Origin of the sequence: Nonomuraea sp. NPDC048881 (assembly GCF_040649795.1) — a bacterium.
In the GTDB taxonomy this organism is placed as follows: Bacteria; Actinomycetota; Actinomycetes; order Streptosporangiales; family Streptosporangiaceae; genus Nonomuraea.
Map to the genome: position 1 here is coordinate 363,045 of NZ_JBEZGC010000007.1, position 24,688 is coordinate 387,732.

The 24,688-nt window shown below is 72.2% G+C and carries 21 protein-coding genes; 10 read left to right on the forward strand and 11 right to left on the reverse strand.

Features of this window, described 5'->3' with window-relative positions; translation table 11 throughout:
- Window positions 1-92: 92 nt before the first annotated feature.
- From AB0C33_RS26605 to AB0C33_RS26615, 3 genes are all read right to left on the reverse strand, one after another.
- Window positions 93-887 (reverse strand): SDR family oxidoreductase, encoded by a 795-nt coding sequence (locus AB0C33_RS26605; protein WP_358292475.1) that lies wholly within the window; start codon window positions 885-887, stop codon window positions 93-95.
- A 41-nt stretch (window positions 888-928) separates the two neighbouring features.
- Entirely contained in the window at window positions 929-4,003 is a 3,075-nt protein-coding gene (locus tag AB0C33_RS26610; RefSeq protein WP_358292477.1) for a hypothetical protein, read from the reverse strand.
- 236 nt (window positions 4,004-4,239) lie between these two features.
- Window positions 4,240-4,419, reverse strand: a complete 180-nt coding sequence (locus AB0C33_RS26615) for a hypothetical protein (protein WP_358292479.1) — start codon at window positions 4,417-4,419, stop codon at window positions 4,240-4,242.
- Window positions 4,420-4,706: 287 nt separating this feature from the next.
- Here AB0C33_RS26615 and fxsT point away from each other — a divergent pair, with 287 nt between their 5' ends.
- On the forward strand, window positions 4,707-7,286 hold the full coding sequence (fxsT, locus tag AB0C33_RS26620; RefSeq protein ID WP_358292482.1) for an FxSxx-COOH system tetratricopeptide repeat protein: 2,580 nt from the start codon (window positions 4,707-4,709) through the stop codon (window positions 7,284-7,286).
- Window positions 7,287-7,301: 15 nt separating this feature from the next.
- Here fxsT and AB0C33_RS26625 read toward each other — a convergent pair whose 3' ends face one another.
- The 3 genes from AB0C33_RS26625 to AB0C33_RS26635 form a co-directional block, all read right to left on the reverse strand.
- The gene (locus tag AB0C33_RS26625; protein WP_358292484.1) at window positions 7,302-8,564 is read right to left on the reverse strand and encodes an FxsB family cyclophane-forming radical SAM/SPASM peptide maturase; all 1,263 of its coding nucleotides are present in this window, start codon (window positions 8,562-8,564) and stop codon (window positions 7,302-7,304) included.
- Window positions 8,565-8,650: 86 nt separating this feature from the next.
- A complete protein-coding gene (locus AB0C33_RS26630) occupies window positions 8,651-10,615 on the reverse strand; it encodes a glycosyl hydrolase family 28-related protein (protein ID WP_358292486.1) in 1,965 nt (654 codons plus the stop codon).
- A 176-nt stretch (window positions 10,616-10,791) separates the two neighbouring features.
- Window positions 10,792-11,571, reverse strand: a complete 780-nt coding sequence (locus AB0C33_RS26635; protein WP_358292488.1) for a CPBP family intramembrane glutamic endopeptidase — start codon at window positions 11,569-11,571, stop codon at window positions 10,792-10,794.
- 145 nt (window positions 11,572-11,716) lie between these two features.
- On the opposite strand from AB0C33_RS26635, the gene AB0C33_RS26640 reads away from it, so the two are divergent.
- Window positions 11,717-12,709, forward strand: coding sequence for an NAD(P)H-binding protein (locus AB0C33_RS26640; protein WP_358292491.1), 993 nt, complete (start codon window positions 11,717-11,719; stop codon window positions 12,707-12,709).
- Here the strand turns inward: AB0C33_RS26640 and AB0C33_RS26645 are convergent.
- From AB0C33_RS26645 to AB0C33_RS26660, 4 genes are all read right to left on the reverse strand, one after another.
- Window positions 12,642-12,974: a putative quinol monooxygenase gene (locus tag AB0C33_RS26645; protein WP_358292493.1), complete on the reverse strand. Its 333-nt coding sequence runs from the start codon at window positions 12,972-12,974 to the stop codon at window positions 12,642-12,644. The two genes, AB0C33_RS26640 and AB0C33_RS26645, sit on opposite strands and share 68 nt — an antisense overlap.
- An 88-nt stretch (window positions 12,975-13,062) precedes the next feature.
- Window positions 13,063-13,668, reverse strand: a complete 606-nt coding sequence (locus AB0C33_RS26650; protein WP_358292496.1) for a superoxide dismutase family protein — start codon at window positions 13,666-13,668, stop codon at window positions 13,063-13,065.
- A 136-nt stretch (window positions 13,669-13,804) separates the two neighbouring features.
- Window positions 13,805-16,003 (reverse strand): transglycosylase domain-containing protein, encoded by a 2,199-nt coding sequence (locus AB0C33_RS26655; protein ID WP_358292499.1) that lies wholly within the window; start codon window positions 16,001-16,003, stop codon window positions 13,805-13,807.
- A gap of 228 nt (window positions 16,004-16,231) precedes the next feature.
- Window positions 16,232-17,395, reverse strand: coding sequence for an SRPBCC family protein (locus AB0C33_RS26660; protein WP_358292501.1), 1,164 nt, complete (start codon window positions 17,393-17,395; stop codon window positions 16,232-16,234).
- A gap of 221 nt (window positions 17,396-17,616) precedes the next feature.
- On the opposite strand from AB0C33_RS26660, the gene AB0C33_RS26665 reads away from it, so the two are divergent.
- Window positions 17,617-18,651, forward strand: coding sequence for a DUF6221 family protein (locus AB0C33_RS26665; RefSeq protein ID WP_358292504.1), 1,035 nt, complete (start codon window positions 17,617-17,619; stop codon window positions 18,649-18,651).
- A 19-nt stretch (window positions 18,652-18,670) separates the two neighbouring features.
- Here AB0C33_RS26665 and AB0C33_RS26670 read toward each other — a convergent pair whose 3' ends face one another.
- Window positions 18,671-19,150, reverse strand: a complete 480-nt coding sequence (locus tag AB0C33_RS26670; protein WP_358292506.1) for a proteasome activator — start codon at window positions 19,148-19,150, stop codon at window positions 18,671-18,673.
- 115 nt (window positions 19,151-19,265) lie between these two features.
- Here AB0C33_RS26670 and AB0C33_RS26675 point away from each other — a divergent pair, with 115 nt between their 5' ends.
- The 7 genes from AB0C33_RS26675 to AB0C33_RS26705 all read left to right on the forward strand — a co-directional run bounded on the left by AB0C33_RS26675 (window position 19,266) and on the right by AB0C33_RS26705 (window position 24,681).
- On the forward strand, window positions 19,266-19,628 hold the full coding sequence (locus AB0C33_RS26675) for a hypothetical protein (protein ID WP_358292508.1): 363 nt from the start codon (window positions 19,266-19,268) through the stop codon (window positions 19,626-19,628).
- Window positions 19,629-19,705: 77 nt separating this feature from the next.
- On the forward strand, window positions 19,706-19,957 hold the full coding sequence (locus tag AB0C33_RS26680; protein WP_352352674.1) for a hypothetical protein: 252 nt from the start codon (window positions 19,706-19,708) through the stop codon (window positions 19,955-19,957).
- Window positions 19,958-20,072: 115 nt separating this feature from the next.
- Window positions 20,073-20,606: a 2,4'-dihydroxyacetophenone dioxygenase family protein gene (locus tag AB0C33_RS26685; protein WP_352324601.1), complete on the forward strand. Its 534-nt coding sequence runs from the start codon at window positions 20,073-20,075 to the stop codon at window positions 20,604-20,606.
- Between the two features lie 36 nt (window positions 20,607-20,642).
- A complete protein-coding gene (locus AB0C33_RS26690) occupies window positions 20,643-21,884 on the forward strand; it encodes an MFS transporter (RefSeq protein WP_358292510.1) in 1,242 nt (413 codons plus the stop codon).
- Window positions 21,881-22,930: a 2,3-butanediol dehydrogenase gene (locus AB0C33_RS26695; RefSeq protein ID WP_358292512.1), complete on the forward strand. Its 1,050-nt coding sequence runs from the start codon at window positions 21,881-21,883 to the stop codon at window positions 22,928-22,930. Before AB0C33_RS26690 ends, AB0C33_RS26695 begins: the two co-directional genes overlap by 4 nt.
- Window positions 22,927-23,661: an SDR family NAD(P)-dependent oxidoreductase gene (locus AB0C33_RS26700; protein ID WP_358292514.1), complete on the forward strand. Its 735-nt coding sequence runs from the start codon at window positions 22,927-22,929 to the stop codon at window positions 23,659-23,661. Before AB0C33_RS26695 ends, AB0C33_RS26700 begins: the two co-directional genes overlap by 4 nt.
- Before the next feature lie 54 nt (window positions 23,662-23,715).
- The gene (locus tag AB0C33_RS26705; protein WP_358292517.1) at window positions 23,716-24,681 is read left to right on the forward strand and encodes a helix-turn-helix domain-containing protein; all 966 of its coding nucleotides are present in this window, start codon (window positions 23,716-23,718) and stop codon (window positions 24,679-24,681) included.
- Window positions 24,682-24,688 lie beyond the last annotated feature (7 nt).

Below are 24,688 nucleotides of genomic sequence, written 5' to 3' on the forward strand. Positions count from 1 at the left end.
GCCTGAAGCACGGCGGGCCGGCTGAAGGACCGCGGTGCCATTCGCCTGCGGGCGGGGGTGCCGCGTGGGAGCGGGCGGGCGGGGGTGCGGGGTCAACGCCAGTCGCCGGACTGGAGCGCCCCCGCCGCCTGCGGTCCCATCGTGACCAGGCCGCCGTCCACGAACACCGACGACCCGGTCATGTACGAGGCGGCCGGCGAGGCCAGGAAGGCGATGACCGCGGCGACCTCCCGGGCGTCGCCCGGCCGCGGGATCGGGTACCCCGGACGGCTCCCGGCCCGCGGCGGCCGGTCCTCCTGCCCGGTCATCGGAGTGGCGATCTCGCCGGGCGCGACCGTGTTGACCGTGATGCCGTGCGCGGCCAGCTCCAGCGCCAGCACCCGGCTGAGCAGCTTCAACCCGCCCTTGGCCGCGCAGTACGGCCCCGCCCCCACCCTCGGGTACTCCTCGTGCACGCTGGTGACGTTCACGATCCGGCCGCCGCGCCCCTCGGCGACCATCCGCCGGGCCGCCCGCTGCGCGCACAGGAACGGCCCGTCGAGGTCCACCGACAGCACCGAACGCCAGCGCTCGTAGTCCATGTCGAGCAGCGGCTCCGACGACCCGGTGCCGGCGTTGTTGACCAGCACGCCGAGCCCGCCCAGATCCCCGGCCAGCTCGTCGACGACGTGCGCGGCGCGGACCGGGTCGGTCAGGTCGTGGCGCCGCACGGCCGCCGCCTTGCCCGCGTCCCGTACCAGCGCGGCGGTCTCCCGTGCGCCGTCCTCGTCCTCGTGGTAGGTGATCCCCACGTCGAACCCGTGCTCGGCCAGCAGCACGGCGGTGGCCCTGCCGATACCGGAGTCGGCGCCCGTGACAACGGCGACCCGGTCGTAGGTGTCGGTCATGCCCTCCTCCTGCCCACCTCCGGTCCCCTGACGCGCCCGCCTCACCGCGTCAGGCCGAGCTCCGTCAGCACCGAGCGGACCTTGGCCACCATCTCGGGCTTGTCCCGCCCGAGCCGCAGATCTCGCAGGGCGAGCACGCCGCGCAGCCGGGGCGCGTCCAGCTTGAGGTGTCCCAGGACGATGTCGAGGAAGGCGGTCGCGTCCTTGTCGGCATAGGGGGCGAACGCCTGGCTCAGCAGGATGCAGTCGGCGTAGGCGCCGGCCAGCTCGGCCGGGTCGCCGCCGCGGCTGGACAGCAGCCACAGGCGGAGCAGGGCATGAGCGGGCGACATCGCGCGGTCGGGCCAGTAGCCGGCGACGGTCATCAGCGAGCGGCTCAGCTCGGCCGTGAGCGGCGCCAGGGCGTGGACGAGCAGCTCTTCCTCGTAACCGCAGATGAAGTGGAAGTGGCGGGCGGCCGCCATGAACTCCTCGTGCATCCAGGAGGACTGTCCGCGGGTCTCGTGATCCGGCCCCCTCTCGAAGGTCCAGTAGAGGTCGACCAGCGGCGGGGTGGATCCCCTGCTGCCCACCCACCTGAGGAGCAGGGTGCGTTCGCCGTCCTGCCACGACCGCTGGACCTCCACGTGGCGGACCAGGTTCGTCCAGGCGTTGTAGGCGATCTGGGACCGCCACAGACGGGCGATGCTCCGCCACCTGCTCACCACCGAGACCGGGGTGCCCGCCGTGACCGGCGGCGCAGGGAACAGCTCCTCGCCGGTGACCTCGTCACAGGCGAGGGTCAGCAGGACGAGCAGGTTGAGGCTGTAGGTGGCGAACTGCATGGGGGCGGTGCGCAGCTCGCGGACGCGGCCGGGCAGGTACGAGCCGAAGGTCAGGGAGCTGCGGAAGTACAGCGCGTCGTGGAACAGGGCCAGCAGGGTGCGCTTGAGCATGTCCCGCGAATCGCGGCTCAGCCCGCGGATCAGGTCCTGGAGGAACTCCAGCACCGATTCCCTGGATGACAGCGGGTTGTGGCAGAGCAGCGCGTGCAGGAAATCGTCGTTCGGGCGGTTGCGCCGGGCGTGCCCGGTGTCCAGTTCCGCCGCGGCCACCAGGTCCTCGACCTCGTGGGTGGTGAGCCGGGCGACGAGATACTCGCCGAAGGTGGAGTGCAGGAACTCGTAGGTCTTCCGCTGCTGGTCGTCCTGCGTCGCCTGCGATTCGTGCACGAAGAAGAAGCGCCCCACGACGAGCTGGGCGGGGTTCAACGGCGTCCGGAACTCGCCGGCCTGGCTGCTCTCCTCGGCGAGCAGGTGGAGCAGGTCTCCCTTGAGGTCCTCCTCGGTCGCCCACTGGCTGTTGCGGTTGAACATGGCGAACGCCACGACCGACAGCCGCAGCAGCTCCCGGTCCACGGAACGCTCCAGCGCCTGCTCCGACAGCGCGTCGCCGGACTTGCGGACCTCCCTGCGGGCGAACCTGACGAGGAGCCGTTCGTAGAGCTGTGCCCGGTCCAGCCTGCCCAGCTCGTGACGCAGGGGGTTGCCGTCCATGTCGTAGAGCGCGAGCATCAGCAGGAGGAGCGGCTGGGAGGCGAGTTCGCCGAGCCCGGCGACGGTGGACAGCTCCAGCGGGAAGAGGGAGTGGTCGCTGAAGTACCGGGCGTTCAACCGGTTCCACATGTCCAGCCACCGCTTGACCTGGGTCTCGTTGAACGGTTCCAGGTGGATCACCACGGTCTCCCGCGGCAGGCGGGCCCGGTCGGCCACCACGGTACGGCTCGTGACGATCACCGCGGTGGGCCTTCCCTGGGCAGCCTCGCGCTCCTGGAACGCGGCCACCTTCTCCAGGTAGTTCGTGTTGCTCACGCCCGTCGCCTGGAGCAGTTCGTCGAAGCCGTCCAGGATGACCACGCCGACGATGTTCGCGGCCCCGGCGTACAGTGCGGGCCATCGCACGCCCTCACCCGTGGCCTGCCGGATGGCGTGCTCGATCTGCGTCTGGAGGTCCTGCTCGGCGGGCGCCTCCCGGAGCGGGACGCGGACGACGGCGAACTGCTCCGGCGGCAGCCTGGCCGCCAGGATCTTGGTCAGGACGGACTTCCCCGCACCGGGCTGCCCCAGCACCAGCAGCGGGAGCTGGGTGGCGCTCGGATGCGTGAGATAGCCGAAGAGCAACGTGCGCAGGTCGCTCTCCAGAGGACGGTCCCGCCACCAGCTCCACTCGGCCGGCCGGGACGAGCCGGTCACGACCGCCCGGCGGAAGCACGGGCTGATGTACGCCTGGTCGAGCGTGGGCATGGTCATGTCGTCGGGCAGGTCGGCGCTGGAGATGACGGGCTGGTTCAACGCCGTCCGGTAGTGCTGCGAGAGCGCGTCGCGGATGCCACCGGGCACGGCTCCCGACACGACCGATTCGAGCAGCCGGCGCAGATCGCGCAGACCGGTGTCGAGCGATCCGATGACGGTACGGGTGGCCTGATGGTCGACGCGGGCCGCCCAGTACGCGATCTCGGGCACCTCGGTGCACAGGCGGTGGAACAGCTCGGCGTACTGCCGGCGCGCCGCCTGCGGCACGCCGTCGGTCAGCCAGCGTTCGGCCTGCTCGCGCTGGGCCTCGGTCATGGACTCCCACATGCGCAGCCCGCGCAGGAACGTCAGCAGCCGGGCGGACAGCAGCCGGTAGTAGTCGTCCAGAGCCTTCTCGACCTGCTCGTACGGCTGCGTCGGTCCTGGGCAGGGAAGTTGCACGTGCAGGAGGTGCTCGACCAGGTCGCCCAGCCGGTTCCCGGTCACGTCCGAGGCGCCCGCTATGATCACCTGCTCCGACCTGAGCATGCGCAGCTTCCCGGAGCCGAAGTGCTCCTCCCCCTGCCGGACGGCCTCGAAGAACGCGGTGACGACGATGACGGCGTGGGCGGCGGCGATCCGTTGGGTGCGCTGGTATCTGCCGAGGCCGGAGAAGCGGTCGTGGAGCGCCGTGCCGAGCTGTCCGCTCACGCGGGCGAGCTCTCCCTCGACGTCGAACAGGCTGACCACCAGCTCGCCCGTCGGGCCGGTCGCGCTGAGCAACAGCCCTCCGACCAGGCGGTCGAGCGCCTTGACCAGTTTCCCCTCGCCGCCCAGCACTTTCACGGCATCCGAATAGTTGAACCACCCTACGGTCACACAAGACCTACACCACAACGGAGGATGAGCCGTCTACGGTTGTGTTACTGATGTGACCATATGGTTAGACGTCGGACGAATCAATATTTGATCCGTTTATCCGGATTAAAGCGGCATGAGAATTAATGTCGATTAAGTTGTGGAATGACGTATTTGGTCCGCGTCGGCGAGGTGTCGGTTCCTCGCCGATGCGGACCCGGTCCCTAGCGGTCGCCGACCAGGGGCGGCGGCGGGGTGCTGTTGTCGAACTTCCTGCAGTCCTCCGCCTGGCGGGGCTCCTCCAGCAGCTCCCGGACGGTCAGGCCGATGGGGGAGTCGCCGAGCCTGTCAAGGTCGGACACGATGGAGAGCGCGTCGATCAGGTCGCTCTGCTGCGGTGCCATGGCCATCTCCTCTGCTGGTCGACACTCGCCGCCTCGCGAGGCGTGAGCGGCGCGGAACACCGGCTCCGAAGTTTCGCGAGAACGTTGATCTGGAAGGTACTGTCTGCGTGCCGGCATTATCGTCGCCCTATTATAGCTGTCCGGAAAACAGCTAACAGTGCTGACCGTAATGACCGGCGTGCATGAAACCTGTACGCTAATCAGCATAATGTCGGCCATCTCCATCTTGCCCCTGCCACCAGTGCGGTAATCCCTCACTGGGACTCGCGGACGGGAGGCGATAACGCGTGACGGAATCACCGGAGTCGGTGGCATGGGGGACCACGGGCCCGTATCCCGCGGTCTGGAAGGTCCCGCCGCGGAACCAGAACTTCACCGGGCGTGAAGAGCTGCTCGACAGGCTGCGCAGCGGGATCGTCGGCCAGGTCACCGCGGTGGTGGCACACGCCCCCAACCTGCCGCAGGGCCCGCGCGCCCTGCACGGCCTGGGCGGTGTCGGCAAGACCCAGATGGCCATCGAGTACGCCTACCGCTTCCGCGAGCATTACGACCTCGTCTGGTGGATCCCCGCGGACCAGCCGGGCCTCGTGCGATCGAACCTGGCGCAGCTCGCACCGCGGCTGGGCGTGCCCGGATCCACCATGACCAGCACGGAGGACGCCGCCGACGCCGTGATCGAGAGATTGCGCAGCGGGGAGCCGTACGAGCGGTGGCTGCTGATCTTCGACAACGCCGACGAGCCCGAAGACCTGCAGCCGAACATTCCCCCCGGCCCCGGGCACGTGCTCATCACCTCGCGCAACCACCGGTGGGAGGGCGTGGTCGGCACGGTCGCCGTCGACGTGTTCAGCCGCGAGGAGAGCATGCAGTTCCTCGGCAGGCGCATGCGCCGCTCGATCAGCGACGCCGACGCCGGCCGGCTCGCCGAGGCTCTCGGGGACCTTCCGCTGGCGCTGGAGCAGTCGGCCGCGCTGCAGAGCGAGACCGGCATGTCGCCGGAGGAGTACCTGCGCCTGCTCAAGGAGCGCACCGCGAGCCTGCTGAGCGAGGGCAAGCCCGCCGAGTACCCGTTGTCGATGTCCGCGGCCTGGGAGCTGTCGGTCAGCACGCTCCAGGAGCACCTGCCCGAAGCCATGGAGCTGCTGCGCTGCTGCGCCTTCTTCGGGCCCGAGCCCATTCCGCGCGGGGTGTTCCGCCCGGTCAGGGGTCCGGTGCGGCCGGTCATGGCCGAGTTGCTCGCCGACCCGCTCCGGCTGAGCAAGGCGATCAAGAGACTGGGGAAGTACGCGCTGGTCCGCATCGAGGCCGAGCCCGGCCAGGGCACGGTCACCGGCGAGCGCACGATCCAGGTGCACCGGCTCATCCAGGCGCTGCTGCGGGAGGGCCTGCCGGCCGACACCCAGGACCTGATCCGGGCGGAGGTGCACTCCCTGCTCGCCGGAGCGGCGCCCGGCGACACCGGCGACCCCGCGAACTGGCCCCGGTTCGACGCCCTGCTGGCCCATGTCGCGCCGACCAGACTGGCCGACAGCGAGCGGGAGGACGTGCGGGAGTTCGCGCTGCGGATCCTCGAATACCTGATGGCCTCCGGCAACCACAACGTCGCGCGCACGCACGTCGACAGCTTCCTGGAGCGGTGGAAGGCCGACTCCGGCCGGCAGGACATCAGCGTGTTGCGGGCGCAGCGCGTCAAGGGCGACCTGCTCCGGTTCCTGGGCCGCTACGACGAAGCGTACGACCTGGACATGGCCACGCTCGCCGCCATGCGGGAGACGGTCGGCGACGAGCATCGTGACACCCTGGTGCTGCGCAACGGCATCGGCGCCGACCTGCGCGGTCGCGGCCTGTTCGTCGAGGCGCGCGAGCACGACACCGAATCGGTGAGCGTGCACCAGGCCGTCCTCGGTCCCGACCACGCCCGTACGCTCATGGCGGTCAACAACCTGGCGCTCGACCTGGGGCTCAACAGCGACTACCGCGGCGCGCGGACACTGCTCGAAGAGGCGCTGAGGGCGGCGCAACTGGCCGAGTCGGCCGTGGCCCGGGGCACGGTCCTGAACCTGTGGGCCAGCCTGAGCCGCATGACCCGGCTCTGCGGAGACTACGCGGAGGCCTGCGACATCGGCGAGGAGGCGCTGGCCTACGGTCAGGAGCAGCTCGACGCCGACCATCCGCGCATCCTGCTCACGCAGAAGGACCTCGCCATCGCCCGGCTCCGGGTGGGCGAGGCGGCCGAGGCCCTCGAACTCGCCGCCACCGTCCACGCGCGCTACGTGCGCAACTACGGCATCGACCATCCGAGCACGCTGGGCGCCGCCCTGTGCCTGGCCAACGCGTTCCGGGTCAACGACCTGATCGACAGGGCGTTCAAGCTGGCCCAGGACGCCATGGTGCGCTATCCGAGGGTGTACGGGCCCAACCATCCGTACTATTTCGGCAGCGCCAGCAACGTGGCGGTCCTGCTGCGGGTGCGCGGCGACCTGGAGGGCGCCCGCGAGCTGAACGAACGCGTCATAGCCGGGCTGAAGGCCACGGTGGGCGGTGGGCACCACTACGCGCTGACCGCGTCCGTCAACCTCGCCAGCGACCTGGCCGCCCTCGGCGAGCTGGAGGCGGCCTGCCGGCTGGGCAGGGACACGCATCGGCAGCTCCGCCCCCTGGTGGGCGAGCAACATCCCACCACCCTGGCCTGTGCCGCCAACCTCGCCGCCGACCTGGCCAGGGCCGACTACAAGGAGGAGGCGGCCGCCCTGCGCGAGGAGACGATGCGCCACTACCGCGAGACGCGCGGCATGGAGCATCCGGATGCACGGGCGGCGGACGAAGGCCGCCATCTCGACCTGGACTTCGACCCCCCGCCCGTGTGACGGCAGGCGCCGCGTTCACTCCCCGCCGGAGGACGGGCGCGGCGTCGCCGGGGCCGTCCCGGACAGCGCGGCCAGCTCCTCGTGGAGCGCGCCCCGGATGTGCGTGATCAGCCGGTACAGATCGCGGCTGTAGACGGACGGATTGCGGAAGCCGCTGCCCTCGCGATAACGATGCGGGTAGAGGCCGCCGCCGCAGATCCCCACGATGTCGCAGGACGCGCAGGTCTCCGACATCGCGTCGCGGCCGATCTGCCGGGCGACGATGGCCGGTTCGAGCAGCGCCGTGTCGAAGGAGTCGCGCAACACGTGCAGCGCGGTGCGCGTCGCCCCCTCATAGGCGGACTTGAGCGTGTCGACCTGCTCGATGCTGCCGTCCGTCTCCACCACGACCATGGCCACGGGCGCCAGCCCGATCGACTCGCTCCTGGACGGGCTGCCGCACAACTGCCGGATGATCTCGCTGAACAGCCGGATCCGGGTCGCCCTGGGCCGGACCGAACGCCAGTGCTCGAAGACGGCGACGAGCCAGTCGCCGTAGGGCTGTGCGGTCGCCGACCAGCCGGGCGGTGGAGTCTCCCAGTTGCCGTGCGGCAGCAGGAAGTCCACCGTCGGCGGCTGGAACTCCAGCAGGGCCTTGTAGGTGATGACGGGGTCGTTGGCCAGGTCGAGCGTGCACAGCAGGCCGCTGAACAAGTGGCGATAGGCGGGGGAGGTGAGCCGGGCCAGCCCGGCGCGCACCTTGCCGTAGCTGCCCTCCCCGTCGGAGCGCCGGCGGTGGCGGTCGTGCCCGTCGGCGTCACCGTCGAGGCTGACGCCGACGTACACGTCGAGCTCGGCGAGCAGGTCCAGGAACGCCTCGCTGAGCAGGACGCCGTTGGTCTGCACCTGGACGACCGCGTCTGTCCGCTCGCCGAGCGCCGATCTCAGGGCGTTCACCGCGTATCGGACGTGTGGCATGCCGGCCAGCAGGGGCTCGCCGCCGTGCAGGGTGATGTCCACGCTCTTCAGCTGGTGAGCATCGGCGTGTTCGGCGATGCGGGCGGCCACGCGGTCGATGGTCGGCTTCGCCATGCTCCGCGGCTGGCGGCGCCAGCTCTGGTCGGCCATCTCGTACATGTAGCAGTAGTCGCAGGCGAGGTTGCAGCGGCTGTGCAGCTTGAGGATGAACTGCCGGAAGGCGGTGGGGCGCCAGCCGGACTCCAGCAGGAGCCCGACGTCGAGGTCGGCGGGCCATTCGTTGCCGCCCGGACCGGTGGGCGCTCCGCCGTCTCCGTGCACGTCGATCAGCTCCTGGGACGAATGTGCTCCTCCATCATGGTCGCAGGAATCACGCTGTCAAAATCCCTTCGCCGGTGTTTTCGACCTCACCAGGGGGCGGGGGCCGGTGGGGGGATCAGCGGAGGGCGGTCGTCGCAGGTGAGGGTGTTGGGCAGGAGCCAGGGGGCGAGCCAGCCGTCGTTGCCGCCGCCGTCCGTCAGCGCGAACTCCGAGCCGGAGGGGGTGAAGTGGAAGGTGCCGCAGTTGTTCACGGGGACCGCGCCCACGTTGCGGGCGTCCACGTTCTCGAAGGCGGCCGAGCCGGCGGCGCGGGCGCTGAGCACCGAGGTGCCGGTGCCGTCCACCCGGACGTCCTTGAAGCGCAGGTTCGTGATGGAGTAGAGGTCCTTGACGGGCCAGTCGGCGACCAGCATGACGGCGTTGTAGGTGTTGTCCAGGTAGTGGTCGCCGGTCACCCGGATGTCGGCGTCGATGTTCCGCTCCAGGGCGTAGAACCAGATGGCGCCGAGGCCGATCTTCCAGTTCAGCTCGTACGTGCCGGCCCGCACGGTGGTGTTGCCGGTGATGTCCAGGCGGCCGGCGAACGGCTCGGCGCCGAAGCGGGAGCCGACCTGCAGGGCGCTGCCCTCGCGGACGGGGTCGGCGATCAGGTTGGCCGAGACCGTGTTGTCGGCGCCGCCGTAGATGGCGATGCCGTTGGCCAGCACCGGCGTCTGGACCGTGTTGTGGTCGAAGGTGTTGCGCGCGTCCGCCGTGCGCTCCGACCACATGGCCAGGCCGTCGTCGCCGGAGTTGCGGACGAAGTTGTCCGACACGACCGTGCCGGTGACGCCGGTGTGCAGGTTGAGCCCGTCGGCGATCTGGTCGGCGATCACGTTGCCGGTGACGCGGGTGCCGCTCATCGGGCCGTCGAACCAGAGGCCGACCTTGGTGTGGTGGATGTGCAGGCCCTCGATCGTGGAGTCGCTCATCGCGCCGCCGACGCCGTTGACCTGGTCGGTGTCGACGCGCTCGCGGACGTCGCCCTCGATGGCGAACCCGGACAGGTGCACGTTGCGGCTGCCGCCGTCCGCGGCGTCCCTGCCGTAGAAGCCGACGCCGGTGTGGACGGACCCGTCGGGCGCCGGGGCGTCCAGGGTGACCTCGCGGCCCCTGATGATCGTGTACCAGCTTCCGGCGCCGGTGATCGTCACGTCGTCCACGACGATGTGCCGGTTGACCTGGTACGTGCCGGGCGGGACGTACACCTTCAGGTGGGCGCGCCGGGCGAAGGCGACGGCCCGGTCGAAGGCGGCCGACGACTCGCGGCGCCCGGACGGGTCGGCGCCGAAGGCCAGCACGTCGGCCGCGACCGGCTCGATCCGCGGCGGGGCGACGAGTTCGGAGTCGAGCAGGTCGATGACCGTCCAGGCGGCTCCGGCGCTCGCCGTCAGCCGGATCCGGTCGCCCGCCCGGTACGTGCGTCCGAGCAGCAGGCGCTGCTCGTCGTAGAAGTGGCTGGGCCGGAACGGCTTGGCGATCGCCGGGGCCGGGACGGTGGCGCTGGGCACGCAGGAGCACTCGGTGATCCACCAGTCCGGGTGCAGCAGGTCGGCGCCGGGGTCGTTGGTGAAGGGGTACTGGTTGTACAGCCAGGAGTACTGCGAGGTCAGCGTCATGGTGGCCCGGTGGCGGCCGTTGACCGCGACGTCGAGCGGCGCGGTGATGCCGCCGCCCGTGGGCGCGTCGGGGATGCTGTAGCGGACCGTGATCGCGTTGGCCGCGGCCGGCAGGGTGAACTCGACGTGCCGGCCGGGCGTCAGCCGGACCGCCCGCCGCCCGGACGCCTCGGCGGGCAGCGTGTAGGCGGTGCGGTCGGGGCCGATGACCGTGCCGTCCGTCGAGGCGTTCTCGGCCTCCTGCTCGGCGAAGCCGACGCGCGCGCCCCGGCCGGCGACCAGGGCCGGGTCGAGGGCGGCCCTGGTGACCACGGGCCCATGTGCCGCTACGGCCTGCGCGGGGACGGCGAGCGAGGCGAGGGGGAGGCCGAGGGCCGCGGCGAGCGCCGCCACGACCCTCCGGGATGTGCTCGTGCCTGACATCCGAAGCTCGATTCTCTCGGGGGGTGAGGTGACAGTAGGACCCCACGACCCCGCGGCACAAGGCTCCTGCGAAGGAGTTTCGGAGCTTTGTTGTCGAGCTGCAAGCATTTATCGGTTTCTTGCGACAGTCATGCAAGTTGCTTGCGTCAGGGGAGCCAGCTCACCCGGCCGTGCAGGGCGGCGTACCCGACGAAGGCCACCACGTCGATCAGCGTGTGCGCGATCACCAGCGGCATCGCGCGCCCCCACCGCTGGTACAGCCGTCCGAACACCAGCCCCATGACCACGTTCCCGACGAACCCCCCGAACCCCTGATACAGGTGGTACGACCCCCGCAACACCGACGACACGGCCACCGCCCGCCACGGACCCCAGCCCGCCTGGTCCAGCCGGTGCAGCAGGTAGCCGCTGACCAGCACCTCCTCCAGCACGCCGTTCTGCGCGGCGGCCAGCAGCAGCACCGGCACCCGCCACCACACCTCGGGCAACTGCCCCGGCACCACCGTCAGGTTGACGCCCAGCGCGTAGACCACCAGGTAGAAGGCCAGCCCCGTGCCGCCGATCGCGGCGGCGAGCAGCGCGCCGCGCAACGTGTCGCGACCCGGCTCGCGCAGGTCCACCCCGATCGTCCGCAACGACTCGCCCGACCGCACCAGCAGGTACGCCACCAGCGCGACCGGCGCCACCGAGATCGCGATGTCCACGAGCTGCAACGTCAGGTCCAGCCACGGCCGCCCGGGGGCCAGCGAGCCGACCAGCACGGCCTGCTGCCCCTTCAGCTCCTTGGGCGCGGTCAGCGAGCCGATCAGCCGGACCAGCGACAACACCGCGCTGGCGCCGAGCGAGACCGACAGCACGACGAGGATCTCGGCTCTGATGAGCCTGGGGCCGAGGGCCGGACCGGGTGCGAGTGACTGGGTGTGCATGGGCCGCAGAGTAGCCGCCCAGCGCTCCGATCCGGATAAAGCACCCCTTGTCGGCGGGTCCCGGAGCTCGGTGGCCGGAGCGGGCGGGACTTCCGCCGGCTCAAGCCGATGTCACACTTCCCGTCCCGGGTTCCTCTCAACGGGCATGAACGACATGATTCTCGTCACCGGCGCCACCGGGACGTTCGGACGCCCGCTGGTCGAACTGCTCACCGCCCGAGGGGCCAAGGTGCGCGCCGTCACCCGCTCGGCGGCCGGGGTGCGCCTGCCCGCCGGGGCCGAGGCCGTCGAGGGCGACCCGGCCCGCCCCGAGACCCTCGCCGGCCACCTGGACGGCGTCACCGCCGTCTTCCTGCACCCGCGCGCCATCGGCGACGGGGCGCCCGGCCTGCTCGCCCGTGCCGCCGAGCGCGGGGCGCGGCGGGCGGTGGCCCTGTCGGCGATGAACGTCGACGAGCCCCTCGACGAGCAGCCCTCCCGCTTCCGCGGCGACCGGAACAAGGAGGCCGAGGCCGCCGCCGTGCACAGCGGCCTGGAGTGGACCAGCCTGCGCGCCGCCTCCTTCGCCGGCAACGCCCTCCAGTCGTGGGCCCCGCAGATCCGGGCCGGGGACGTCGTCCGGTACGTGCACGCGGGCTTCCAGGAGGTGCCGATCGACGAGCGGGACCTGGTCGAGATCGCCGCCAGGACGCTGCTCGGCGGGTACGCCGGACGCCGGCTCGAACTGACCGGGCCCGAGTCGCTGACCCACGCCGCGATGGTGGCCGTGCTCGGCGAGGCGATCGGCCGGCCGCTGCGCTTCGAGGAGATCCCGCCGGAGGCCGCCGAGCGGCGCCTGGTCGCGGGCGGCCTGCCGGAGCCGTTCGTCCAGGCCCTGCTGGCGCGCTACGCCAGGACCACTCGGCCGCGGGCCACGCGTCCGGGTTCCGCCCGCAGGGCTGAACAGCCGACACCGACCGGAGGGTCCCGTGCCGCACTCCACCGCCTACGTCGTCACCGCGCTGGTGACGATGGCCTGCAACGCCTTCTCCGGGTTCGCCGCCATGACCCGGCTCGCCCCGGTGATGCGGTCAGCCGCGCTCGGGGACGGCCATCTCGCCGAGCAGCGACCAGTCATCCTGCGGGACGTTCGCGTTGACGATGCGCGGCGTCTCGGCCAGGTACCCGGGCAGCACCTGCTGGGCCTGCTTGAAGTGCGCCGACCCCACGTGCGCCGCCCCGGCGGCGTCGTCGCGGAAGGCCTCGACGAGGACGTACTCGGCCGGGTCGTCGAGGCTGCGCGACCAGTCGAACCACAGGCAGCCCGGCTCGGCGCGGGTGGCCTCGGTGAACTCGGCCGAGATCTCCGGCCAGCGGCCGGCGTGCTCCGGCAGGACGCGGAACTTCGCGGTGATGAAGATCATGACGGGAACTCCCCGAGGTCGGCGGCGTTACGGCACGAGACTAGCCGCACACCGCCGCCCGGCCACGGCGGGGCTCACGCGCGTCGCGTCACCTGATCACGCCGCAGGCGGTGCGGCCGCCCGCATCGCCCGTCCTGCGCGTGGCCTCGTCGGGGCCGTCAGGGGCGTAGCGGGCGGGGATGTTGGCCAGGTTGTCGGGGAGCGCGTGCACGATGACCGCGCTGCCGTCGGCGTCGGTCAGCTCGCGCAGGCCGAACCGGTCGGTGACGACCGACGCGGCGCCCGTCCCGTCCTTGCCGACCAGCAGCGGCGGCAGGTCGCCCGAGTGCCCGGCGTGGACGGTGCCGGCCAGGTCGAAGTGGCCGCCGGCGGTGAAGAAGGGGGAGACCTGGCCGGTCGCCGGATCGACGGCCTTCGGGTCGCACAGGCCCGTCGTGTGGATGTGGAAGCCGTGGAAGCCGGGCGTCAGGCCCTTGACCGAGACCGAGACGCGCACCGTCCCGAACCCCTCGCGCAGGATGCTGAGCCGCCCGACCGCGACGCCGCTCGTGTCGCGGATGACCACGGGCCGCGGGTCGCCCGGGCGTGAGGCGGTGGCGTCGGCCACCGCGCTCACGCCGATGGCGGCGACCCCGGCGGCGAGCGCGAGGCAGAGCGCCAGATGTGTCCGGCCGAACGTCCGTGCCTTGGGCATGGCGGAACCGTCCCTCGTGAGGCGGAGATGTGCGGACTCATCGAGGGTACGGTCGCGCCGCGCCGCCTGTCGTATAGCTCTTGAGTCACCCGTCGGGGTTATGGACCGGGAGCCGTGGAACCGGCCGGCACGCCGCTCAGGGCGTTCTCCCCGCGCCCTGGTCGTCGAGGGCCCGCTCCCCGAGGCCGGTCTCGCCCGGGTCCGTCTCCCCGAGGCCGGGCTCGCCCGCGTCGGGACGGTCCGCGTCCCGGTCGGGACGGGCGGGCGCGCAGGCGTCGCCGCAACCGCCGAAGCGCCCGGTGTCGATCGGCGTGAACCGCGTGGCCGGCACGCCCTTCAGCGCCGCCCTCATCGTGTCGTTCCAGATCGGCCCCGGCAGCGAGGCCCCGGCCACGATGGCGAAGTACCGGCCGCCGATCGTGGTGTTCACCAGCTTGTACCGCTGCGAGCCGCGCGGGTCGCCGATGCTGACCGCGCCCGCCAGGTCCGGGGTGAACCCGGCGAACCACGCCGTGGCGTACCCGTCGGTGGTGCCGGTCTTGCCCGCCGCCGGGCGGCCGATGCCGCCGACGCGGCTCATCGTGCCCTTGGTGAACACGCCCGACAGGATGTGCGCGGTCGCGTCGGCGACGCCCGGATCGAGAGCCTGCCGGCACGACGGCCGGTACGAGGTCGGCCGGCCGGTGGCGGCATCGGTGATCTTGGTGATGGCCATCGGCGCGCAGTACCTGCCCCGGGCGGCGATGGCGGCGTACGCGGTGGCCACCGTCACCGGGTCTGTCTCGTTGATGCCGAGCGTGAACGTCTCGTACTCCTGGAGCTTGCGGCCGTCGGCGCGGGCGATGCCGAGCGACTTGGCCGTCTCGACCGTCCGGCACAGCCCCACCCGCTGCTCCAGCGCCATGAAGAAGGTGTTCACCGAGCCCCACGTGCCGGTCCGCAGCGTCTTGAAACCGGGGGAGCCCTCGTCGTTGGTGACCGTCCAGGACGGGTCGCCGACGCCGGCGCCGGCGCAGTTCTTGAAGGCGCTGGTGGAGGGGGCGTTGTAGCCGTTGCCCACGGTGATGCCGTCGTCCACCTTCATGCCCTGCTTGAGCGCCTCGACCAGGGTGAACGTCTTGAACGTCGAGCCCGCCTGGAAGCCGATCAGCCCGCCGTGCCGCGCGTCGGCCACCGCGTTGAAGGAGATCTGCTTCTTCCTGGCCGAGGAGCCGTAGCCGCGGCTGGCGGCCATGGCCCTGATCGCGCCGGTGCCGGGCTCGACCAGCGCCTCGGCGGCCAGGGCGTCGTCGGTCGCGGCGACGTGCTTCCTGATCGCCCGGTCCGCGGCGGCCTGGGCCTTCGGGTCGAGCGTGGTGTAGATCTTCAGGCCGCCCTGCGCGAAGGCGCGTTCCCTGGCCCGCCGCGTGCCGCCGAAGGCCGGGTTGGCCAGCAGCTCGTGCCGGACGTACTCGCAGAAGTAGGGATGGTCGCTGTCGCCGCAGCCGTTGGGCAGCCGGACGTCCTTGAACCCCAGCTTCCTCGCCTTGGCCGCGGCCGCCTGCTCCGGCGTGATCCTGCCCAGCTCGGCCATCCGGTCGAGCACCACGTTCCGCCGGGCCAGCAGCAGCGCGCGGGCCTTCCTGCCGCGGCTCGGGTCGGTCGTGTTCGGGTCCTGCACGGCGCCAGCCAGCGTGGCGGCCTGGGCCAGGTCCAGCCGGGACGCCGGGACGCCGAAGAACCGCCTGGCCGCGGCCTGCACGCCGTTGGCCCCCGCGCCGAAGTAGGCGATGTTGAGGTAGCGGCGCAGGATCTCGTCCTTGCCGTACTTCTGCTCGACGCCCATCGCGTAGCGCAGCTCCTTGAGCTTGCGGGCGTAGCTGGCCTCCAGGGCCTTGTTCTTGTCCTGCTCGGTGCCGGCCGCGTTGAGCAGCACCTGCTTGACGTACTGCTGGGTGATGCTGGAACCGCCCTGGCTGAGCCGGTCGGAGCTGAGGTTCTTGACCAGGGCGCGCAGCGTGCCCTCCAGGTCGATCGCGCCGTGCTGGTAGAACCGGTCGTCCTCGATGGCGACGACCGCCGTCCGCATCACCTCGGAGATCTGGTCCAGGCGGACGATCTCGCGGTTCTGGTCGTAGAAGCGGGCGATCACGTTGCCGCGGGCGTCGTACACGGTGGAGGTCTGCGCCAGGGGCGGCTCGGCCAGCGCCACCGGCTTGAGGTTCAGCTGCTCGGTGGCGGAGACGACCAGCGTGCCGGTGCCGCCGACGGCGGGCAGCGTGATCGCGGCCGTCAGCAACCCGGCCGACATCGCCGCGACCGTGAGCCGACCGACGTTCGACAGGCGATTGGGCATGCGGGAGCACCTCCGGGCAGGAACAGGGGCAAGCCCGGACATGACAGCACAGGGCGAAAGGCGGTGTCCAAGACCGATATCGGCCATCCGGTGATATCGAGATCGATATCACACCAGCGTACGGCCACGCGCGAACACGCGTCGCGCGTGGCCGTCCGGCGGCCGGAGAGCGGCCGGAGAGCGGCCGGAGAGCGGCCGGAGAGCGGCCGGAGAGCGGTCGGGGAGCGGTCAGAGCAGGGACGGCGCGGTCGGCTGCACCTGGTTCTCGACGTGCTCCTTCAGCCGGATCAGATCCTGCCGCAGCTTGCGCGCGGGATGCGCGCCGAGCAGCCCGGCGATGGCGTGCCCGGCCGCCCCCGCGATGGGGTTGTAGCACAGGTGCACCTGGACGCGCGTCCGGCCGTCGGCCTGGGCGTCCACGCGCAGCACGCCGGTGTGGGCGATGAGCTCGCCGTCGCCGGACTTCCAGGCGATCTCCGCGCCCTCCTCGCGCTTGGTCTCGGTGGCCGTGAAGCGGATGCGCGTCCCGGCCGGGCCTCTGATCACCCAGTGGGAGCGCAGCTCGTCGGCCGACAGCCGGACCTCCTCGACGTCCGGCATGAAGCGCGGGAACAGCGAGTAGTCGCTCACCAGCGGCCACACGGCCGCCACCGGCGCCGCGATCGAGACGGCCGCGTTGACGTCGATCGCCTCGCGACCGGCGTTGACCCCGGTGAGGCGGCGCAGCGGCAGGTTCGTCGCCGCCCGCACGGCCAGCGCGGAGGCGGCGCAGCGGGTCAGCCAGGACAGCGGCCTCGGCAGCTTGCCGGTGACCGCCCAGATCGAGGCCGCCGCCCCGCCCGCGACCAGCCTGGCCGAGGGCGACCAGCGCTGCTGCAGCAGCTCCGGCACCGCCTTGCGGCGGCGGCCCTGGCCCTGCAGCCGGGGCGCGTCGGCGCCGTCCCTGTGCACGTGCCAGTTGGTCTCCACCCGCTTGACGCCCGGGATGCGGCGCACCTTCTGGCGGGCGCGCTCGTCCTCGCCCGCGAGCACGTCGCCGGAGAGCGTCACGACGCGCTCGCGCACGTCGACCTCGACGGCGTGCGGGTGGCTGATGTGACGGCCCAGTTCGGCGCGTACGCGTTCGTGCAGGACGCGGTCGTCGGCGGTGCCGCCGGTCAGGCGGTACCTGGCCGCCGCGGCCGAACCGCGGCCCCTGTTGGACAGGTCGCGGCCGAGCACGCCCAGGCCGTCGCGCACCTCGTGGGTGGCGTGCGAGCCCTTGTCCCGCACGCGGGCGCGGCGCGTCCGGCCCCGGTCCGGATCCAGCAGGTACGTCACCGCGGCCCCGGCGCAGGCGCCGAGCACGGCCGCGACGAACGGATGCGACCGTCTTCGCGACTCCGTGTGCACGATCTGGATGCGCCGCGGAGCCGGTTGCCGCGATTCCCCGTTGAAGGAGCTGATGCCCCGAAAAGCAGTCGTGCGCATGACCACAATCCCCCTCGCTCGCACTTCCCGCTGGCCGTGGCCTACCCCGCAGGTCACAGCGCTAACGGAGGGCGGTCCGGAGGCGTTGGTCGCCCGCGATACCGGGCAGAAAGCACGATAGGGGATTTAAGGGGAGTTCTGCCATGAAGAGCACGGCTCGCACCGCGACGCAGGCGTTCTGGATCGACGCCGGGCACGGCGGGACGCAGGAGCACTACGGCGAACAGCTACGCAGGTGGCGGCACGCGTTCGCGGCCACGGGCGGGGAGCCGGGCGCGAGCGGTGTCACGCTGGACCCGCTGCACTTCGCGCTGGCCGCCTGGGAGGTCGCCACCCGGCCGGTCGCCGACTCGCCGTACGTGCGCACCCACCCCCGGGTTCTGGACGCGGCCTGCCACCGGGCCGAGGACGGCCACGACCCGCTGGCCGTGGTCGAGCTCGCCGCGCCGCCGCCCGTCCCGCTGCCGGACGGCTGGTCGAGCTGGCGGCACCAGGGCGAGCAGCCGTACGCGGCCGGCGCGGAGGGCACGCCGACCGCCCTGAGCACGCTGGAGCTGCGCATCCCCCTGTCCGGCGACCGGCTGCCGACGCCCACCCGGCCGCGCGCCGAGGGCCTGCCCAACCTGGACGACGCCCAGGCGTCGCTGGAGGCGTTCGTCGCCGAGCTGAACGCGGCGGTGACCCCGTTCCTGCGCGAGCTGGAGGGCGCCGAGGGCGCCCCCAACGCCGACGGCGCCACGCTGGTCCAGTGGCTGCGCACGCAGATCGAGGCCGACAAGGCCACCGCGGAGGCGGCCGGCGCCGGGCCCTGGCGCTACCTCACGGCCGCCGGCTCGGCCACCGCCCCGGTACGCCAGGGCGCGGGCGGCGCGCGGCGGCTGGAGTTCGGCGGCGGGCGGACGGTCACCCGCGTCGGCTTCCACGACGACGACCTGCTCCACCCGGTCGAGGCGATCCACATCGCCCTGCACGACCCGGCCGACGCGATCGCCCGCTGCGGCGCCGAACTGGCGTTGCTGAACGAGCACACCCCGCCGCTGTCGGCCGGGGACACCGGGGACGCCCTCTGCCCGGTGTGCGGCGAGGCCGCCGGCTCTCCCTGCCAGACGCTGCGCCACCTGGCCTACGGCTACCGCCTGCGCCCCGGCTGGCGGCCCGAATGGAGCCCCTCCCGCTGACGGCTCCCGGCCCCGGTGTCTACATGTAGTTGCCGTCGCCCTGGGCGCGGACGCCGTCGGGGCGGGGCAGGGCGCGGCCGGCGTGCAGGCCGAGCTGCTGCTGGCGGGCGGCGGCCTGCTGGAGCTGGAGCCCGGCCTGGATGCCCTGGAAGACGCCCTCCAGCCAGCCCACGAGCTGCCCCTGCATGACCCGGATCTCCATCTCCGTCGGCGTCCCGCCGTTCGGGGTGGGCCGCAGGCGCTCCAGCTCGTCGCGCAGCTCGGGCGCGACCGCCCCGGCGACCTCCCGGATGGCCTGCTCGTAGATGCGGTGCATGCGCTCCCTGGCGCGCTCCTCCAGGTGCACCCCCTTGGCCTCCTCCAGCAGGCTGCGGGCCATCGCGCTCACGCGGAGCAGCCGGGCGGGCTCCTCGACGCTCTCGATGTCCGTCCTGACGGCATCGCGCAGGGTGTGCTCGCGCTGCTCGTCCCCCGATGCTGGATGCGGCGTCGTCGTCATGTCCTCAGTCCTCGTTCGCGCAGGTGAGCGGCTCGCTACCGCCAGCAACAGCTCTTCCCGGTGCCTCGCCGTTCACTCGTGGGAGCGGCCGGAATCCTGGGTAGGGGTCACCTTCATGAACCGGCGAGACGACGATCCCGAGGACGAGTTCTTCGCTCCGGTGCTGCGCGAGCCGCCGCCCCCGGACGAGATCAGCCGCTCAGGCGTGGTGAGCGACACCGGCGTGCCCGGCGTGCACGGCGGCGGCGAGGGGCACTGGCCGCGCAAGCCGCCGCCGTCGAACGCGCTCGGCCTGCGCCTGCTGGCCGCCGCGCTGCTGCTGCTCGCCGGGGTCGTGCTGGCGGTGCTCGCGGTGCTGGCCGGACACCTGCCGCTGGCGCTGCCGCCGGCGATCCTGGCGGTGGCCGCCGCCGCGTACCTGGTGGTGTTCGCCCGGCGGCGCGCCCGCGACGACGGCGGCCCGCCCACCTTCGGCTAGCGCGACGCCGGGGCGACCACCTGGGGTTTCGGTCCTTCTGTGGGGGTACACGCCCGCTGAGGGGAAGAGGAGCCGAGATGTCTCTCATCGACCGTGACTGTGTCCGCAGGCTGCTGGAGTCGGAGCACGCCGACGCGACGCTCGTGTTCGTCCGGGGCGACTGCGTCGTGCTGCGGGCCGCGGAGATCGACGACGCCCATCGGGGGCTGGTGATAGCCAGCCGCGAGGACGTCATGGCCCAGCTCCCCGACGGCGCTGCGACGGACGGGCAGGCCCTCGACGACCTCGCCGTGCGGCTGGACAACGTGGTGCGCGACCTCGGCGCCTGACCGCGGCGCGGCCGCATGTCCTGAATCTGCAAGCCGCCACGTCCACCTGGGGAAAGACGGTGTCGGTCCGGCCGGGATTCACTGCCGGGAACACGACACGAAAGGGGCCGTTCAGATGCCCGACAACCCCACCGGCGAGTTCTGGAAGGACCTGCGGCCGATCGAGAACTCCTTCCGGCCGGACGCGCTGCCCGAGGTGTACCTGTCCAAGGTGGCCACCGACGACGACCGGTACTACGTGCCGTTCACCGAGACCGTCGGCTCCCGGCCGCTGTGGATCAACGTCAAGGACAACAGCTGGGCCGACATCCTGCGGGCCAAGGAGGCCGGGCTGGTCAACCGGCACTACCACCCGCACGAGGTGTTCGCGTACACGATCTCCGGCAAGTGGGGCTACCTGGAACGCCCCTGGACGGCCACCGCGGGCGACTTCGTCTACGAGGCCCCGGGCGAGGGCCACACGCTGGTCGCCTACGACAGCGGCGAGCCGATGAAGACGTTCTTCATCGTCAAGGGCCCGCTGGTCTGGCTGGACGAGAACGGCGACCCCGACGGCTTCTTCGACGTGCACGACTACATCAAGATGTGCCGCGAGCACTACGAGAAGGTCGGCATCGGCGCCGACTACGTCAACTCCCTGTTCCGCTGATCGCCGCCCCGCCGCATCCCCCGAAATGAGAGCGTCATGACCGACATCGCGGCCGCGCCGGACACCAGGGCCGCCGACCGGTACGAGAACCGCCTTCTCGTCATCCTCTTCCTGTCCTTCGGCTTCGTCTTCTTCGACCGGCAGGCGCTGTCGTTCCTGGCGCCGTACATGGATCAGGACTTCGGCCTGTCCAACGCCGAGCTGGGCACGCTGTCCGGCGTGCTCGCGCTCACCTGGGCGCTGGCCGGGATGTTCGCCGGCCGCCTGTCCGACGCGCTCGGCAGGCGCAAGCCCATCCTGGTCGTGGCCGTGGTGCTGTTCTCGCTGTTCTCGGCCTCGTCCGGGCTGATGGGCGGGTTCGCCGGGCTGCTGGCCGCCCGCGCGCTGATGGGCACGGCCGAGGGCGCCGTGCTGCCGATGGCGCAGTCGCTCATGGTCGAGGCCAGCCGGGAACGCCGCAGGGGCTTCAACATGGGCCTGTTGCAGGGCTCGTCGGCCGGGCTGCTCGGCGGCATCCTCGCGCCGCTGGTCGTGGTGTGGATCGCCGAGACCTACGACTGGCGGGTCGCCTTCTACGTCACGATCGTGCCGGGCCTGGTGATGGCGCTGCTGATCGCCAAGTTCGTCCGCGAGCGGTCGCCGCGGGCGGCGGCCGAGGCGCCCGCCAAGGAGCCGCGGGTGCCGCTGGGCGAGGTGCTGAAGCTGCGCAACATCGTCGTCTGCATGCTCATCGCCTGCTGCTACCTGACCTGGTTCGTCACCATCATCACCTTCACGCCGACGTACCTGACCCAGGTGAAGGGCTTCGGGCCGGGCACGATGAGCGGCGTCATGACGTGCCTGGGCGTGGCCTGGGTGCTCTGGGGCTTCGCCACCCCGGCGATTTCCGACCGGCTGGGACGCAAGCCCGCGCTGATCGGCTTCACCGCGCTCGCGGTGTTCTGCCCGCTGGCCGTGGTCTACGTCGAGAGCCCCGTGCTGCTCGGCGCGATCATGATCGTCACCTACACCGGGCTCGGCTGCTTCACGCTGTTCATGGCCACCATCCCGGCCGAGACCGTGCCGCGCGGCGCGCTGGCCACCGCGCTCGGCGTGATCATGGGCGTGGGCGAGCTGGCGGGCGGCTTCCTGGGCCCGATGGTCGCCGGTTGGGCTTCCGACCAGTGGGGGTTGCAGGCCGCGATGTTCATCGCCGCCGGCGGCGCGCTGGTCGTGGTGGGGCTCGCCTTCGCCCTGAAGGAGACGGCCCCCGCCGTGCTGCGCAGGGCGGCCGCGTGAGGGCCGCGGTCTGGCACCGGGCCAAGGACGTGCGGGTCGAGGACGTCCCCGTGCGCGAGCCCAGCCCCGGTGAGGCGGCGATCGCGGTCGCGTACTGCGGGATCTGCGGCAGCGACCTGCACGAGTACGCCGACGGCCCGCACGCGATCCCCGTGGGCGAGCCGCATCCGGAGTCCGGCGTGCGCGCGCCGATCGTCCTCGGCCACGAGTTCTGCGGCACGGTCACCGGCCTCGGCGCGGGCGTGACCGGCCTGGCCGTGGGCGACCGGGTCGCGGTGGAGCCGCACTACCGGTGCGGGAACTGCCCGCGCTGCCTGGCGGGGGAGTACAACATCTGCCGCCATTTCGGGTTCGCCGGGCTGATGGGGCACGGCGGGTTGGCCGAACGGGCGACGGTGCCCACGTACATGCTGCACCGGCTGCCCGAGTCGGTGCCGCTGGAGCAGGCGGCGGTGTTCGAGCCCGCGGCCGTGGCCCTGCACGCGGTGCGGCGGGCCGGGATCCGCGCCGGCGACACCGTCGCGGTCCTCGGGCTCGGCCCGATCGGGCTGCTCGTGGCCCGCTTCGCGGCGCGGGCCGGCGCGGGCCGCGTGGTGGCCGCCGACCGCTCGCCCGCCCGCCTGGAGCTGGCCCGCCGCCTCGGCGTCGAGACGGCGACGGGCGACGGGCTGGCCGCGACGGTCGGCGGGGAGGGGGCGGACGTCGTCTTCGAGGCCGTCGGCTCGGAGGGCACGCTGCGCGCCTGCCTGGCCGCCACCAGACGCGGCGGCCGGGTGGTCTTCCTCGGGCTGACCGGCACGGTCTCCCTCGACGCCTTCGCCCTGGTCAACAACGAGCAGACGATCGTGACCAGCGTCGGCTACCGCGACGCCTACCCGGAGCTGATCCGCATGGTCGCCGAGGAGGGCGTGGACCTGGCCGCGATCGTCACCGCGACCATCCCGCTGGAGCACGTGGTCCGCGACGGGTTCGAGGCGCTGCTGCGCGGCGAGGACCAGGTCAAGGTGCTGGTACGACCCGCTCAGGACGGGGGGCGGCTCCGGTGACCGACGGACTCGCCCCAGGGCTGTTCGCCGGGCGGCACGCGTTGGTGACCGGCGGCACGTCCGGCATCGGCGCGGCGACCGCCGTGCTCCTCGCCGAGCTGGGCGCCGCCGTGACCGCGCTCGGCCTGCCGCCCGCCGATCCGGCCGAGCTGCCCGCGCACCCGCTGGTGCGGGTGGTGGAGCACGACGTGCTCGACCGGGGCGGCCTGGCCCGCCTGCTGTCGGCCGGCGACCCGCTCGACGCGCTGGTCAACTGCGCGGGCGTCAGCCACGACCGCGAGGAGTACGACCTGGCCCGCTGGCAGCGCGTCATCGAGGTCAACCTGACCGCCACCATGGTCGCCTGCCAGGCCGCCCGCCCGGCGCTGGCCGAGCACGGCGGCGCGATCGTGAACGTCTCCTCCATGTTCGCCTTCTCCGGCAGCAGGGACCGGCCCGCCTACAGCGCCAGCAAGGGCGGCGTCTCCCAGCTCACGAAGTCGCTGGCGGCCGAGTACGCCGCCGACGGCATCAGGGTCAACGCCGTCGCCCCCGGCTTCGTGGTCACCCCGCTGGCCCGGGGCGTGCTCGACGACCCGCCGGCCCTGGCGCAGGTGCTGGCCCGCATCCCCGGCGGGCGGCTGGGCAGGCCGCGCGAGGTCGCCTCGGTGGTGGCGTTCCTGTGCTCGCCGGCCGCGTCGTACGTCACCGGGGCGGTCGTCCCCGTGGACGGAGGCTATCTGGCTGTGTGACATCTCACCTAAGCTGTGTGTCCCCTGACCGGCACGAACGCGAGGAGGGTCGCCTTGTCCGCCGTCTCCGTGATCTCCCAGGCCACGACCGAGCACGTCGAACCCGCCGAGCGCATCCATTTCTGGGAGGACTACAACCGCAGGGCGCTGGTGGGCCTGTCGTGCACGTCGTACTCCGAGCACGGCCTGCTGGCCAGGCAGACCAACATCGAGCTGGCCGGGCTGCGGCTGGCCGAGATCGCCGGGAACGCCCACGCGATCGAGCGCAGCCCGCAGACCGTCAGGTCCACGCCGAAGGACTCGGTGTTCGCGACCCTGCTGCTCAAGGGCGAGGCGGTGTTCCTGCACGAGAACGGCTGCCTGGCCGCCACGGCGGGCGAGCTGGTCGTCTACGACACGCGCCGGCCGTACCTGTTCGGGTTCTCCTCCTCGATGCGGCAGATCCTGGTGGACGTCCCGCGCGAGCTGTTCGCGCAGGCGTGCGTGGCGGGCGGGCTGCCGGGGCCGATGGTGTTCGGCAGGGCGACGGCGCGGGAGGGCGTGCTCGTGGCCGCGCTGCGCTCGGTGATCGGCGGTCTGGCCGCCCTGCGCTCCGCCCACGACCCGGCCGAGGCCGAGCGGGCCGTGCTCGACCTGCTCAGGCAGCTCGCCGAGGAGCGCACGGGCGGGCGTCCCGGGCCGGACGCCTACCGGTCGCAGCTCATCGTCGCCGAGGACTACATCGACCGGCACCTGCACGACCCCTGCCTGGGGGCGGCGCAGGTGGCCGGGGTCATGGGCATCTCCGTGCGGCACCTGGCGCGCATCTTCGAGTCCACCGGCTGCTCGCCCGCCCGGCACATCGTGGAGCGGCGGCTGGTCCGGGCGCACGCCGAGCTGACCGGGCCGCGCGCGCTGGAGACCACGATCGCCGACGTGGCCCACCGGTGGGGCTTCTCCAGCCAGGCCCACTTCGCCCGCCTCTTCCGCGCCCGGTACGGCCTGACCCCGAGCGAGGCCCGCGCCGAGGCCACCCGGTAGCCGGGAG

What these genes read in the sequence shown, in the direction of transcription:
- AB0C33_RS26670 (WP_358292506.1), bottom strand. Translation starts at nt 19,150, where the DNA reads ATGACGACGACGCCGCATCCAGCATCGGGGGACGAGCAGCGCGAGCAC.
- AB0C33_RS26650 (WP_358292496.1), bottom strand. Translation starts at nt 13,668, where the DNA reads ATGCCCAAGGCACGGACGTTCGGCCGGACACATCTGGCGCTCTGCCTC.
- AB0C33_RS26635 (WP_358292488.1), bottom strand. Translation starts at nt 11,571, where the DNA reads ATGCACACCCAGTCACTCGCACCCGGTCCGGCCCTCGGCCCCAGGCTC.
- AB0C33_RS26615 (WP_358292479.1), bottom strand. Translation starts at nt 4,419, where the DNA reads ATGGCACCGCAGCAGAGCGACCTGATCGACGCGCTCTCCATCGTGTCC.
- AB0C33_RS26640 (WP_358292491.1), top strand. Translation starts at nt 11,717, where the DNA reads ATGAACGACATGATTCTCGTCACCGGCGCCACCGGGACGTTCGGACGC.
- AB0C33_RS26685 (WP_352324601.1), top strand. Translation starts at nt 20,073, where the DNA reads ATGCCCGACAACCCCACCGGCGAGTTCTGGAAGGACCTGCGGCCGATC.
- AB0C33_RS26645 (WP_358292493.1), bottom strand. Translation starts at nt 12,974, where the DNA reads ATGATCTTCATCACCGCGAAGTTCCGCGTCCTGCCGGAGCACGCCGGC.
- AB0C33_RS26675 (WP_358292508.1), top strand. Translation starts at nt 19,266, where the DNA reads ATGAACCGGCGAGACGACGATCCCGAGGACGAGTTCTTCGCTCCGGTG.
- AB0C33_RS26665 (WP_358292504.1), top strand. Translation starts at nt 17,617, where the DNA reads ATGAAGAGCACGGCTCGCACCGCGACGCAGGCGTTCTGGATCGACGCC.
- AB0C33_RS26690 (WP_358292510.1), top strand. Translation starts at nt 20,643, where the DNA reads ATGACCGACATCGCGGCCGCGCCGGACACCAGGGCCGCCGACCGGTAC.
- AB0C33_RS26605 (WP_358292475.1), bottom strand. Translation starts at nt 887, where the DNA reads ATGACCGACACCTACGACCGGGTCGCCGTTGTCACGGGCGCCGACTCC.
- AB0C33_RS26655 (WP_358292499.1), bottom strand. Translation starts at nt 16,003, where the DNA reads ATGCCCAATCGCCTGTCGAACGTCGGTCGGCTCACGGTCGCGGCGATG.
- AB0C33_RS26680 (WP_352352674.1), top strand. Translation starts at nt 19,706, where the DNA reads ATGTCTCTCATCGACCGTGACTGTGTCCGCAGGCTGCTGGAGTCGGAG.